The sequence below is a fragment of the Pseudoalteromonas sp. OANN1 genome (assembly GCF_024124685.1).
Lineage (GTDB): Bacteria > Pseudomonadota > Gammaproteobacteria > Enterobacterales > Alteromonadaceae > Pseudoalteromonas > Pseudoalteromonas piscicida.
Window position 1 is genome coordinate 137,507 of record NZ_JAMXSE010000008.1, and the last position, 14,118, is coordinate 151,624.

Below are 14,118 nucleotides of genomic sequence, written 5' to 3' on the forward strand. Positions count from 1 at the left end.
ATCGCCTATATTCTGATAGTAGGCGATTGCCACATTACTGTGCTATCATGCGCCTCAATTTGGCAATTGCTCATACAGATTAGGAACATCTAATGAAAGTAATCGAAGGTAATAAATACGCTCCTGGCAAAAAATTTGCCATTGTCATTTCACGTTTTAACGATTTTATCGGTAGCAGCTTACTTGAAGGCGCTGTAGATGAATTAAAACGTACCGGTGGTGTTAGCGATGAAGACATCACGGTTGTATATGTACCGGGAGCGGTTGAACTACCACTAGCAGCAAAACGCGTTGCGATGAAAAAAGAGCACGACGCGATTATTGCGCTAGGTGTGATTATTCGTGGTGGTACACCACACTTCGATTTAGTTGCTAACGAGTCTAACAAAGGCTTAGCTAGCGTTTCATTAGATTATGACATCCCTGTTGCTTTTGGTGTACTTACTACTGAAAGCATTGAGCAAGCTATCGAGCGCGCGGGCACTAAAATGGGCAACAAAGGGGGAGAAGCCGCCCTTGGAGCTCTAGAAATGGTGAACGTGCTAGAGCAAATTTAAGAGGAATCTCAGTGAAACCAGCAGCTAGACGCAAAGCACGTGTACTTGCTTTACAAGCTATTTATTCTTGGCAGCTAAGTGGTAACCCAATTGCCGATATCGAACAGCAAATGCTGATCGAAAACGACGTAACGAAAGTCGATGTGGAATACTTCAAAGACTTAGCGCGTGGTGTTGTTGTTAACCAAAAGCAGCTAGACGAAGCAATTCGTCCGCATTTAGCTCGTCCACTTGAAGAATTGGATATGGTTGAGCTTGCCGTGTTACGTGTTAGTGCTTATGAGCTTAAATTCCGTGAAGATGTGCCATACAAAGTGGCTATCAACGAAGGTATTGAGTTAGCGAAAATGTTTGGCGCTGAAGAAAGCCACAAATTCGTTAACGGTGTACTAGACAAAGCGGTTAAGTTTATTCGCAAATAAGCTTTACTATAGGAATAGCCGGCCTTGGCCGGCTTTTTTGTGTATGAAAGAATTTGAGCTAATCAATCACTACTTTAAAGGCCGTGGCATTATTCGTCGAGATGTAGAGCTTGGGATCGGTGATGACTGCGCCTTAGTTTCAGTTCCTGCTGGCAATCAGCTTGCGGTAACAACGGATACGCTAGTTGCGGGTGTGCATTTTTTTGAAGATATTCCACCTCGGGCACTTGGTCACCGTGTGATCGCGGTAAACCTTAGCGACTTAGCTGCAATGGGGGCGGAACCTACTTGGGTGTCGCTTGGTTTAACGTTACCTAGCGCTGATTTAGAGTGGTTAGAGGCCTTCACCGAAGGCATGCATGAAATCGCTGAGTACTATAACGTACAAGTAATAGGTGGCGATACAACGCAAGGTCCATTGACTATCACTGTATGTGCAAAAGGTATTGTACCAACTGGTAAAGCACTCAAGCGCTCAGGTGCGCGAGTGGGTGATTGGATTTATGTAACAGGTCCGCTTGGTGACGCAGGGCTCGCTATTGAAGCGCGAAAGCAAGGCTGGACGCTTGAGCCAAAACACTACAAAGCAGCGCTTGAAAAGTTTCACTATCCAGCGCCACGAGTTGCTGCGGGTCAAGTACTCAGAGGCCTTGCTACCTCAGCAATCGATATCTCAGACGGTTTACTGGCGGATCTTAAGCATATTTTACGTAGCTCGTTAGTTGGCGCTAAGATAAATGCCGATAAAGTCCCACAATCTGATGCGCTGCGCTCAAGTCTTGATGAAGATGCACGTATGCGGCTCGCGCTCGGTTTTGGTGATGACTACGAGTTACTCTTCACGGTCAATGATAATAACAAAAATGCCGTGGAAACCAGATTGAAGCAGTATGGTGTTGAGCCAGTTTGCATTGGCCAAATTACGGCTAATAATGGCGAAATTCAATTGCTCAAAAAAGGTCAACCTTACCAGCTCGCAGGGCTTGGTTTTGAGCATTTTAGCTAGGAGTTGGTTTGGCTAAGCAGTATGTATTTAATTTAAAGAAGCCGCATCAACTCTTTGCACTCGGGTTTGGTCTTGGTTTAGCGAAAAAAGCACCTGGTACTTTTGGTACCTTCGCTGCATTACCGTTTATTTTTGCAACCCAAGGTGCACCAATGTGGCTGCAATGTCTTGTTGCGATTGTCATGACGTTATTTGGGATCTGGGTGTGTGGTAAAACAGCAGACGATGTTAATGTTCATGACCATCCAGCCATTGTCTGGGATGAAGTGGCAGGCTTTTATATTACCATGATAGGGGCGGCACTTAGCTGGCAGTCATTAATCGTTGGCTTTATTTTGTTCCGCTTTTTCGATATTTTGAAACCGGGTCCGATTAGATGGCTCGATAAACGTTTGCACGGTGGCTCGGGGATTATGCTAGATGATGTATTAGCTGGCATTTTTTCATTGATTTGCGTGCAAGCTTTGTTTAAAACTGGCATTTTAGTCTAACTGTGCTGATGTGATGGAATCGAGATGACAAGGCTATTGTTTTTCATTTTCACTTTGCTGCTACCAATTACGAGTTTTGCGGCGATAGATGATTACGTAGTTAAACAGTGGAATATCCAAAGTGGATTACCGTCACAAAGCGTTAAGAGTGTCGTTCAAGACAATCAGGGCTACATTTGGCTCGGAACTCAGTTTGGCTTAAGTCGGTTTGATGGTCATCAATTCCAAAACTTCAACACCCAAAATACCGAATTTTTAAATAGCAATGCCATTAATAAATTGGTGGTAGACCGATTTGGCATGCTCTGGGTTGGCACGCGTCGAGGATTGCTAAGACTTAATCCCCAAACCTTAGAAGCTCGGCGTTTCGATCTGCAGGGGCCCGTACGGGATATCTTGCAAGATGAAGATGGCGGGATCTGGATTGCTGCAAATGGTCTGTATTATGTTTCTGCGAAAAAGCTGACGTTAGCCGCCAATAACATCGAACAAAGTACGTTAGATGTTACCCAAATCAATCAAATTGTAGGTTCCGTGACTAAAATGGCGCTGGTGCCAGATGGCATCTGGTTGGTAAATGAACGTCACTTACTTAAAATCAGCGAATCCAGCAATCGCACTGGCGATGGGGTTCGGCTTGAATTGGCAAGTAAAGTGTCATTACCTGAACAGTTAGCGCAAACCATCATACATGACTTAGCTTGGGTCGATGGCAAGTTGTTCTTAGCATCAGAGCTGGGCGCCTATTTTCTAGATATTGATGAAGTACTACGTCGTTACCAAGAAGTGGGTAACAATGCGGTATATAAGTTTCTTAACGATAAGGAAGGTGGCCTGTGGGTTTCCACTTATGGGCGATTGTTATACCGACAAAATAATGGCATTTGGCAAGCTGTTGAGCCAATTCAACTAGATCAGAGCATCTGGTTTGCCGATATTTTTATGGATAACGATAATAATATCTGGCTTGCTAGTTTAAATGAGGGACTTTGGCTTGCTCACTCAGGTAAGGTTGAGCGTCATCATATCGGCCAACGGACAAATCAAGCTATCTCAGCAATTACTCAAGGCCCCAATGGTCAATTGTGGGTAGCTAGCAGAGAAGGTCTTGGAATTATTGGGTTAAATGATAGTTATCAACCCGTGCTCACAAGTGCTCAGTTAAATCGCTCTGTAATACATGACTTAGAATTTATCGGTGAAAAGCTCATTCTTGGTACTGACCGTGGTGCGCTTATTTACGAAGATGGCACACTGCAAAAGTTAAATGAGCGAGAGCTCAGGCAAAATCCGGTATTTTCTCTCAGCCCTTCAAATCGTGGGGGGATGTGGTTTGGTACTGGCAGGGGCTTGTATCGCCTTGATTACAAGGGGATAACGCCGTTTGCCTATAATGCCTTTCTCGGTAGCCAATTCGTCACTTTTGTTGAAGACTTCCCTAGATACGGCTTCATTGGTACAAACAAAGGGGCTTATCGTTACAATGATAAGGGGATCGAAAAAATCGGTTCTCAAACGTCATTGGATACCGCTTATATCACCAGTATTTTGCATTTGGATACCGTGACGACTTTAGTTGGCTCACTCAACGATGGGTTATTCTATCGTACCTCAGAGGGTGATTGGTATCAGCTTGATGCTTCAAATGGATTGCCTTACGGATCGATATTTTCGCTGCATTATGACAAGAGCAATCAGCTCATCTGGGTGAGCACAATGAAAGGGGTATATCGCATGCCCGTTGCGCAATTTGGTCACGTTATAGAGAGTTTGCAAGTTGAACAAGTAATAAGCCCATTCGATAGGCAGCTTGATGGCAGACCAAGCCAATGTTGTTCGGGGCTTGGGCATGATGCAGTGGTTGAAACCGAGTCTGCTATTTTTTACCCCAGCTTACAAGGTGTCGTTGAGATCCCTAAAAATGTCCAGCTTTTTGGTGGTGGGGATTTATTGCCAAGGCTAGAGTCATTGTCTACCCACGATAGAGTATTTAGTACAGAATCCTTAAATCAAGTGATCCAGCTTGATACATCTGAGCGTGATCTAACCATTAATTATACTGCAATCGATTTTTACGCGCCGCATAGTATTGAATTTAGATACAAGCTAAAAGGGCACGATACGCAATGGCGTGATGCTCAATCTCGCCGCGAAGCAATTTATACCAATTTACCACCAGGCAACTTCACCTTTGTTTTAGAAGTTAAGCGCCAAGGGCAAGATTGGGAGCAGGCGAAGGTGCTTAACTTATCCATTACGTTACCGCGCCGTTTTGATGAAACGATTTACTTTAGACTGTTTATCACTTGTGCATTTATATTTATGTTCTATCTCATTTTCTGGGTATTTAGAGCACAAGAAAGAAGGAAGCAAGCCGCACTAGAAGCGTTGATAGCAGAGCGTACGACAGAGCTCAGAAAAGCCAATGAAAAGCTCAATCAGGTCAATACTCAGCTTAAGCTTGTAAGTCACTCAGATGAATTGACGGGGCTACGTAGTCGTCGCTTCCTCTTTGATCAGTTACCAAAAGATGTCGAGCATTATCAGCGCAATGCGCAGTCACTACAGGCTCAAAATAAGAGTTTGGTATTGATGATCATGAACATTGATGATTTTAGCAAAATTAATGATTCTTATGGTCCAATTGGCGGTGATAGCTGTTTGCAGCAATTAGCGACGTTACTCAATACACGAACGCAAGGTTCTGATTATGTCGTCCGTTGGAGCGGTGATGAATTCCTATTACTGCTACGTGACTTTAGCAGAGACTATATCGAAGAGTACGTCAGCGACTTATGTAAGGCGATTGCTGAAACGGATTACCGCTTACCGAATGGTAAAACGACTAAATTAACGGTGTCGATGGGATGGTCATATTATCCATTGCCACTACTAGGTGGTAAGGTCATTGGCTGGGAATCATCTGTGAACTTAGCTGATATCGCATTGCATCAGGTCAAACAACGTGGCGGTGATGGTGCTGCGACAATCATCTTTGACGATCAATTGGATGCATTCGAATTTGAGCAAAGCGCAAACATAGAGTCTCAGTTACAACTTTTGCAAAGCAATGGACTTGCGGAAGTGAGAGTGTGGATGAGGTAATACTCATCACTAGCGCTTAAACTGTCAACCTTGTTTAGGATGGGACAAGAGCATAAAAAAGGCTTCCAAATGGAAGCCTTTTTTAGAACAGCTCAAAGTCAAGACTATGGATTTAGCCAGGCCTTAATTTGCTGGCTTATTCCTTCGCTGTTTAAACCCAGTTCGGCGTGGATCTCAGTTTGTGAACCATGCTTAATAAACTCATCAGGTAGGCCGAGTAGTTTGATTGGCTTTAGATGGCCTTGGGCTAATAGATATTCGCTCACAGCTGAACCTGCACCACCAGCAATCGCATTGTCTTCAAGTGTTACAAAGCGCTCGTGAGTTACCACTAACTCTTCGATAAGTGCGGTATCTAAAGGTTTTACAAAGCGCATATCAACTAGTGTCGCATTTAGCTCTTCGGCTACGGCTTGAGCGTTTTCAAGCAATGTACCAAAGCTTAAAATAGCCAGCTTTTCACCTTCTCTTACTACCTTGCCCTTACCAATTTCCAGTTCGCTCATTTCTGCACTAATCTCTGCGCTTCCCGCACTGCCCCTAGGGTATCTTACCGCAGCTGGCCTATCTAGGCGGTGACCGGTATAGAGCATTTGGCGACACTCATTGAGGTCGCTTGGTGCCATGATCACCATATTAGGAATGCAGCGCAAAAAGCTTAGATCATAAGCCCCTTGGTGTGTTTCACCATCCGCACCAACGACACCTGCGCGGTCAATGGCAAAAAGTACTGGCAGGTTTTGTAGTGCAACATCATGAATTAATTGGTCATAAGCACGTTGTAAAAAGCTAGAATAAATAGCAACAATAGGATTCAAGCCCTCACAGGCAAAGCCAGCACCAAGCGTAACAGCATGTTGCTCAGCAATCGCAACATCAAAATACTGAGCCGGGTACTCTTTAGAGAAGCGCACCATGCCAGAACCTTCACGCATTGCAGGTGTAATAGCCATCAGCTTATTATCTTGTGCGGCCATATCACAGAGCCAGTCACCAAATACTTTTGAAAAGGTCGGTGCGCTGGGTTTTGATTTGGGTAAGCTGTGCACGGTTGGATCAAACTTTGGTACGCCATGGTAGCCAATAGGATCCGCTTCTGCAGGCTTATAGCCTTTCCCTTTTTGCGTTTTAACATGCAATAACTGTGGCCCCTTAAGGTTACGCATATTACGCAGCGTATCAACTAGGGTGCCAACATCATGTCCATCGATTGGGCCAATATAGTTAAAGCCAAGCTCTTCAAAGAAAGTACCTGGGATTATCATCCCTTTTAAGTGTTCTTCCATTCGGCCAGCAAGTTCTTTAACTGGCGGTACACCAGCTAACAGCTTTTTACTGCCTTCACGAATATTGGTATAGAAGCTACCAGAGAGGATCTTTGCGAAATGGTTTGTAAGTGCGCCAACGTTTTCTGAGATAGACATTTCATTGTCGTTCAAGATCACGAGCATGTCCGGATTAACATCTCCCGCGTGGTTCATGGCTTCAAACGCCATACCAGCAGTCATTGCGCCATCACCAATAATAGCAACAGTTTTACGGCCAATTGCTTCTCTTTCAGCGGCAATAGCCATTGCGAGCGCTGCAGAAATTGAGGTGCTTGAGTGACCAACACTAAAGGTATCGTATTCACTTTCCTCTCGATATGGGAAAGGGTGTAGCCCATCTTTCTGGCGAATTGTATGCATCTGGTCACGGCGGCCTGTAAGGATCTTATGGGGATAAGCCTGATGACCTACGTCCCACACCAATCTATCCAGTGGTGTGTTGTAGACGTAATGCAATGCAACGGTCAGTTCGACCGTGCCAAGACCTGAAGCTAAGTGACCGCTGCTTTGAGAGACTGAGTTTAGCAAATACTCTCGTAATTCATCACTTAACACAGATAACTTATGCTGGGGTAATTGACGAAGTTGACTTGGGTCGTCAATTAACGCGAGTAAAGGATACTTGCTACTATCAAGTTTCATGGTATTTATCAGAGTCCTAGTGAGTCTTTGCTGAGTACTTACCCGCGCAGCTCACTTCATAATTATTAAAATTCGTCACCAACTGGCCATAATATTATGTTAGCCAGTATTTACAAAGTACTTGTGAATATTTTCTTAGCTTGACGTAGTTATTTTATACGCCAGCTTAATATTCTCGATCTATGATGTATTTCGCTAAATCTGCAAGTATTTCTGTGTCACCATCTATTTTCGTAAGCGCATCCAGTGCTTCATCTATCAACTGTTCGGCTTTTTCTTTTGCTTGTTCTAAGCCTAACAATGCAGGGTAGGTAGACTTATTATGTTCTATGTCAGAGCCTTGTGGCTTACCAAGCACTGCCGTGTCACCTTCTACATCAAGAATGTCATCTCTGACTTGGAATGCAAGGCCTATTGCACGACCATAAGTGCGTATTGCACTACATGCTTGCTCGGTAACTTGCTCTGGGTTGCCGCATAAGATCCCAAGCTCCACAGCACAGCTTAGCAGTGCACCTGTTTTTAGCTTATGAATACGTTCAAGTTCGTCTATGGTAATTGAACGATCAGTAGCAGCTATATCAAGTGCTTGGCCACCAACCATGCCTTGTAGACCCGATGCTTTAGCTAGCGCGGAAATCATTTTTATTTGTGCATGGTGGTTTACTGCGAATTGATGTTCACTTAATAGCTCAAAAGCCAGAGTTTGTAAGGCATCACCAGCTAAGATAGCTGTCGCTTCATCAAATTGAATATGGCAGGTTGGACGGCCGCGCCTAAGTTCATCATCATCCATCGCGGGTAAATCATCGTGCACCAACGAATAGCTATGCACGCATTCTATTGCTGCAGCGGCCTTGTCTAAGTCTTCTGGAGCCGCACCAAACAATTCACCAGTGCAGTACACCAAGAATGGTCGCAAGCGTTTACCACCATTTTCTATACTGTAGCGCGTTGCGGCTTTGATATTTTCTTCAGTATCAATCACATTATCAAAATAGTGTAAAACGGTGGTTTCTACACGCGTCTTAGCTGACAGGAGTTTTTCTTGTAATTTTGCTGACATTAGGCTTCGTTTTCAAATGGCTGTAATTGCGCTTGCTCATCTTCGCCCATTAAAATAGCGACCTGCTGCTCAGCTTGCTGAAGTTTTTGGTTTGAAGCTTTTGCGAGCTTTATCCCACGCTCAAATTGTTTAAGTGCTTGATCCAGAGGTAAGCTACCGTTTTCCATGTCTGCAACGATTTGTTCCAACTCTTGCATGGCCTCTTCAAAGCTCAAATTATCAGGTTTTTTTACCGCCATATGTCACACTGACCCGTAAAGTAAAAGTGTGGCAATTTTAGGGGGATTGCGCGCCAAGGTCAAAAAAACCAGAGACTTTTTGATCTGACGGAGTATCGGCATTACAAGATCTGCTATAAACTCGCATTTTAAACACTTTTTAATATAATAGTGTTAAGTTGTAGAGAAACTTGCCGATAACTCAAACAATAATAACTGCGTGATTTATCACAAATAACTTCCCTCGGAGGACATGTGGATTTAGCAACGGTAATAGGGATCCTGGGTGCCATAGGTTTGATTGTAATGTCGATGGTACTGAGTAGTGATGGCCAGATCGCTATGTTCTATAACACGCCTTCCGTCGTTATCGTATTTGGTGGTTCAATTTTTATCGTATTGTCTAACTTTACGCTTGGACAATTTTTCGGCATTGGTAAAGTGGCCGGCAAGGCCTTCATGTTTAAGATTGAAACCCCTGAAGAGCTGATTGAAAAAGCCGTTGAGCTTGCTGATTCTGCGCGTAAAGGTGGTTTCTTAGCGTTAGAAGAAGCTGAAATTCCCAACCAATTTATGCGTAAAGGCGTTGATATGTTAGTCGACGGCCATGACGCTGATGTTGTACGTGCCACACTGCAAAAAGACATTTCCCTAACGTCTTCAAGACATGAACTAGGCGCGGGTTTATTTAAATCCCTCGCCGATATTGCGCCTGCGATGGGCATGATCGGAACACTCATCGGCTTGGTGGCTATGCTATCTAACATGGATGACCCAAAAGCAATCGGGCCAGCCATGGCTGTTGCACTTTTAACAACTTTGTATGGTGCGTTTTTAGCTAACGTGGTTGCGATCCCTATTCAGGTTAAGCTTGAGCTTCGTAAAGATGAAGAAGAGCGAAATCAGCGGCTCATCTTAGATGCTATTTTAGGCATTCAGGATGGCCAAAACCCGAAAGTTATTGAAGGCATTTTGAAAAATTATTTGCCTGAATCTAAACGTGGCGCTGAGGCTGAGGAATAACCATGTCAGATGAGAAAGAATGTAAATGTCCTCCTCCAGGTCTTCCCGCCTGGATGGGGACATTTGCTGATCTGATGTCATTACTGATGTGCTTCTTTGTACTGCTACTGGCATTTTCTGAAATGGATGTGCTGAAGTTTAAGCAAATTGCCGGGTCGATGAAATTTGCTTTTGGTGTGCAAAACAAAATTGAAGTGAAGGATATCCCAAAAGGTACCAGTGTTATCGCGATGGAATTTACTCCTGGTAAGCCAGAGCCAACACCAATTGAAACTATCCAACAGCAAACCGTAGAAATGACGCAACAGATGCTTGAGTTTCAGGCTGGTGATGAATCGTCTGCGGGTGGTCGGCAAGAGCAGCGGGGCAATAAGCGTGGTGGTGAGTCAGCCAGTACAGCTCAAGAAATGGCGTCAACGCAAGCAATCGCATCCGCAGATCAAGAACAAGTTAATGAGCTTGTTAAAAAGATTGCGCAGCAGCTAGAAAAGCAAATAATGGATGGTGCGATTGAGCTTGAGTCTCTAGGGCAGCAAATCATTATTCGTATCCAAGAGAATGGTTCTTTCCCTGCAGGTAGTGCGTTTTTGCAACCTAAGTTTGAACCTGTGATTGCCGAAATTGCAGAGCTACTTAAAGATGTACCCGGTGAAATTACTGTATCAGGTCACACAGACGATTTTAGAGTCACAAACGAACTTTACTCTAATAACTGGGATTTATCGGCGACGAGAGCGGTCGCTGTTGCGACTGTGATGGAGCGCGTCCGTGGTTTTGATAAGAATAGAATGGTCGTGGTTGGTCACGCAGACACCAGACCACTTGTTCCCAATGACAGCGATGCTGATAGACGCCGCAATCGGCGCGTTGAAATCTCAATTTTACAGGGTAAACCTAAAGAGTCAGACCCTATTGAAGTGAGGCAAAATTAATTACAGTTTATTGCCAAGTTACAGGGAATTCGCTAAAGTTCTAGCTGCTCTACAAACTCTCGATAAGGATAAAATGATGGACATTAAAAATTATAGATTGCCTGGAAACAACGGCGGTGGTGGTGATAACGGTGATGAAGAGCAGAAACCAGACGCAGGACGTTAAGGTACATGTGGCCTGAATGGGAACCCATTAGACTGTTTTTTCAGGAATACAGTATTTGGGTTTCTTTTTTAGCGGTAGTAATGTGTATCGTAGTGCGAGATAAACAAGCACTGCGATATTCGTCTTTGGTTGCAATGTTTTATATATTAGGATGGCTAACCTACGATTGGGTTATGCAATTCGATGATGTTAAGGTGTTTCGATACATATATTGGGCCCTTTCAGACATTGTCTTCATGGCAATTATTGCTTACTGGGCTGTTAAAGATAAGATGTATCTTTGGCAAAGTATTCTTGCCCAAATAATCATTATTCCAGCTCCGCTGTTACAGTTTTTTAGACTTGTCGACAGACATTTTATGGATCTCTCTTATTCAACTTACCTGTACCCTACAATTATTCCTATGGTTAATGTGGCTACTCTGTGTTTAGCATTTGTGCCAGTGTTTACCTTTTGGAAAGTAATGCAAGATAGAAAAGAAGCGAGACTGGCTAGGGAAAATAGTCTAGCAGAAACTACTAGTTAATCTGAGCCCCGGATAATTAACGCCTTACCCAAGGCTCAGATTAATTTGCAGTTGTTTTGCTTACCCTAAACTAGGAATAAGGCCAGCCATTTGCATTAGCTGAGAGGTGATGATCATCACACCGAAAATGGCGGCAAGTCCTAGTCCAAGCGTACCACCTTTAACCTGATATCCATCATTGCCTCTAGCTTTTCTCTGTTTCCATACCATAGCAACTGGCAGAAACACTGCCAATACCACCAATGCAATCGCCGCATATCCCAGTGCCATGATAAAACCTTTGGGATAAAAAAGGGCAAACCCTAGCGGTGGTAAAAAGGTAATGAACGCCGTTTTTATACGGTCTTTCTTGGTATCTTGCTTTTTAAAGGCATCAGCAAAAAAGTCGAATAAACCGAGACTAACACCTAAGAATGAAGTCGCCAGAGCAAGATCTGCAAAAACCGTCACAAATAATTGTACGTTGTCGTTGTGTGCGATAGACGAAATACTGGTGACAAAACCTGGCAGTCCCTCACTTGCCATTAAGCTCTCTTGCCCCATAACACCTTGGCTTAGTAGTTGCCAAAATACATAGATGATAAGCGGGAGGGAAGCACCAAACATCATTACTTTACGTAATTGACGGATATCTACGCCCACGTACTTAACGATTGACGGGATTGATCCATGAAACCCAAATGAAGTGAAAATTACAGGAATTGCTGCAATAACAAGTCCTTGCTCCACTGGCATATCGATAAGGTGTTGGCCATGGACATAGGGAGTCAGGATAAAAAACAAACTCGCGAGCACGATAACTTTAATGGTAAATAGTAATTGGTTAAGCTTATCGACGGTACTTGTGCCTAATGTCACTATGGTTGCTATGATAACAGCAAGCAATACTGAACCGAGTTGGGGAGTGATCCCATCACCTAGTATACTAACCAGTTTGCTTTGAAGTTGTGCTCCACCTCCCGCGATATAAGCTGCGCACAGTGCATAGAATAAAAATACCATAGAAAAGTTAGCGACATATTGGCCCGTTTTACCGAGCAAGTTTTTCGCCAGTGTATTTAGCGTTGCGTCTTGATCTGCGTATTGATGTACTTCCAACATAAGCAAAGCGGTATAGGTCATTAACAACCATGTGATTGCTAATAATGCGATAGCGGTAGAAAAGCCGAGTCCTGCTGATGCAATAGGGAGGGCGAGCATACCCGCGCCAATTGTAGTACCTGCTACAATCAGCATGCTGCCCAAAGTTTTATTCTTAAGCACGTTTTGCCCCTGATTATTATTATCTGGTGAGGCAAGATATAACGAATAGCGAGGAAATGAAACCGTTTTGCTGCTAATACCAATTCGCGTATAAAATTTATGCGTTAAAAACAAAAAAGCCGCATATCAATATGCGGCTTATTCTACTCACTGGTATTTTCATCCAGTGAGTTTGTGCTTGTACCTTTAACTTTTAAATAAAGTCTTCATCTCTCATGAAACTGCACCGTATCAAGCTAACTTACCTAAGAGTCTATTGCGCTCGTACTAAATTGTCAAACCAATCTTGACCTCTCGAACTGAGCGACTTTAGCACAATAAGGTCACTCTCACCGTCGGGTAGCTTCAATCTTAAATGCTCATCAAGCGCAATTGCACGCTCTAAATGGCTGCGGATCTCACCCAGCGTCCGGACCATACAATCTAGCTCCTCAGGTAAGCCTTCGCTAAAATCTATACGAGTCTGGTAACAGGCGATATTCCAATGCATACGAGCTCTGACGGACTCACTCATATCTGAGATGGAAAGTGCGCTTTCTAGCAGCTTGATGGCTTCTGCGAGCTTACCATCTCGGCTGAGTGCTCTGGCTTTTATGCCAATTGCTCTTGCATGGTTTGGATGAATGTTGGTAAGAATGTCATCACAAACCTTAATTGCTTCATCGTATTGTGTGTTTGCAATCAATTCCCTAGCGCGTTGGAGTGCGATTTCTACGGTATTCTTACGTGCTATTTCATACTCTTCTTTAACCTTTTGTTGGATGTCATTGAATTCATCTTCGCCAACGTAGCGCTTGTAGGCGCTAGAAACGAGTCCTACACCACCAAAACCGCTTAAAATAGAGAATGAAAAGATTTTAATCCAAGTCCAAAATGCTTTATCAGAACCGGTAATTGAGTCGTTTTCCCGCTTCAAGTTGTGCTCAACGACCACTTTGATTATACGGTTGATCTCAACGGCATTATCGTTATGCGCAGATGAAAACATCGCCACGGGAATGAGTATCTCATCATTGTTTTGATGGTGGGAGTCGTGCTCCCCATTTTGATATGATTTAAATGCATACTTACTGACTGGGCTGAAGTCAGCAGCGCCCGCCATGGTGAGCACACCGATTGCCATAAATGCTGAGATCACACCGGCTAGAATGACACCGAATCCACCTAAGTCCCAATACTCTGGGGCGGCGCTATTCGCACTCTTAAACTTAGGTTTGCGAAATTTATATGACGACGTTGAACGCATCGCTTGTAGGAGCCCGCCTAAGGAGCCTCCAAGTACCACAACGGCAATAAAAATAGCGTAAAAGCTGATTGGTCCGTATTCCATATTATTATTCTAAGTAACTTGAGCTGGGGATAATTAATGCCT

Annotated in this window: 13 protein-coding genes; 8 read left to right on the forward strand and 5 right to left on the reverse strand. The window is 43.7% G+C overall.

All coding sequences use genetic code 11. The features are described from left to right. Positions 1-92: 92 nt before the first annotated feature. Genes ribE through NH462_RS09410 form a run of 5 tightly spaced genes read left to right on the forward strand, consistent with a single transcriptional unit; the run spans position 93 to position 5,581 of the window. Positions 93-557: a 6,7-dimethyl-8-ribityllumazine synthase gene (ribE, locus tag NH462_RS09390; RefSeq protein ID WP_010372096.1), complete on the forward strand. Its 465-nt coding sequence runs from the start codon at positions 93-95 to the stop codon at positions 555-557. An 11-nt stretch (positions 558-568) separates the two neighbouring features. Further along, the gene (gene nusB, locus NH462_RS09395) at positions 569-979 is read left to right on the forward strand and encodes a transcription antitermination factor NusB (RefSeq protein WP_010372094.1); all 411 of its coding nucleotides are present in this window, start codon (positions 569-571) and stop codon (positions 977-979) included. Positions 980-1,022: 43 nt separating this feature from the next. Further along, on the forward strand, positions 1,023-1,985 hold the full coding sequence (gene thiL / locus NH462_RS09400; protein ID WP_010372092.1) for a thiamine-phosphate kinase: 963 nt from the start codon (positions 1,023-1,025) through the stop codon (positions 1,983-1,985). An 8-nt stretch (positions 1,986-1,993) separates the two neighbouring features. Then, entirely contained in the window at positions 1,994-2,476 is a 483-nt protein-coding gene (locus NH462_RS09405; RefSeq protein WP_253105507.1) for a phosphatidylglycerophosphatase A, read from the forward strand. A gap of 24 nt (positions 2,477-2,500) precedes the next feature. Next, positions 2,501-5,581 (forward strand): ligand-binding sensor domain-containing diguanylate cyclase, encoded by a 3,081-nt coding sequence (locus NH462_RS09410; protein ID WP_253105509.1) that lies wholly within the window; start codon positions 2,501-2,503, stop codon positions 5,579-5,581. A gap of 104 nt (positions 5,582-5,685) precedes the next feature. Here NH462_RS09410 and dxs read toward each other — a convergent pair whose 3' ends face one another. The 3 genes from dxs to xseB form a co-directional block, all read right to left on the reverse strand. Next, positions 5,686-7,551, reverse strand: coding sequence for a 1-deoxy-D-xylulose-5-phosphate synthase (gene dxs / locus NH462_RS09415; RefSeq protein WP_253105511.1), 1,866 nt, complete (start codon positions 7,549-7,551; stop codon positions 5,686-5,688). Between the two features lie 166 nt (positions 7,552-7,717). Then, on the reverse strand, positions 7,718-8,617 hold the full coding sequence (ispA, locus tag NH462_RS09420; protein ID WP_253105512.1) for a (2E,6E)-farnesyl diphosphate synthase: 900 nt from the start codon (positions 8,615-8,617) through the stop codon (positions 7,718-7,720). After that, on the reverse strand, positions 8,617-8,856 hold the full coding sequence (xseB, locus tag NH462_RS09425) for an exodeoxyribonuclease VII small subunit (protein WP_010372081.1): 240 nt from the start codon (positions 8,854-8,856) through the stop codon (positions 8,617-8,619). Before xseB ends, ispA begins: the two co-directional genes overlap by 1 nt. 234 nt (positions 8,857-9,090) lie before the next feature. On the opposite strand from xseB, the gene pomA reads away from it, so the two are divergent. From pomA to NH462_RS09440, 3 genes are all read left to right on the forward strand, one after another. Further along, complete coding sequence (pomA, locus tag NH462_RS09430; protein WP_010372079.1) at positions 9,091-9,858, forward strand: flagellar motor protein PomA; 768 nt, start codon at positions 9,091-9,093, stop codon at positions 9,856-9,858. A 2-nt stretch (positions 9,859-9,860) separates the two neighbouring features. Beyond that, positions 9,861-10,790 (forward strand): flagellar motor protein MotB, encoded by a 930-nt coding sequence (locus NH462_RS09435; protein WP_017216362.1) that lies wholly within the window; start codon positions 9,861-9,863, stop codon positions 10,788-10,790. Between the two features lie 171 nt (positions 10,791-10,961). Continuing rightward, entirely contained in the window at positions 10,962-11,483 is a 522-nt protein-coding gene (locus tag NH462_RS09440; protein WP_045964626.1) for a hypothetical protein, read from the forward strand. 60 nt (positions 11,484-11,543) lie between these two features. Here NH462_RS09440 and NH462_RS09445 read toward each other — a convergent pair whose 3' ends face one another. Both NH462_RS09445 and NH462_RS09450 read right to left on the reverse strand, forming a co-directional pair. Beyond that, on the reverse strand, positions 11,544-12,746 hold the full coding sequence (locus NH462_RS09445; protein WP_253105513.1) for an aromatic amino acid transport family protein: 1,203 nt from the start codon (positions 12,744-12,746) through the stop codon (positions 11,544-11,546). Between the two features lie 253 nt (positions 12,747-12,999). Continuing rightward, a complete protein-coding gene (locus NH462_RS09450) occupies positions 13,000-14,076 on the reverse strand; it encodes a tetratricopeptide repeat protein (RefSeq protein WP_010372068.1) in 1,077 nt (358 codons plus the stop codon). Positions 14,077-14,118 lie beyond the last annotated feature (42 nt).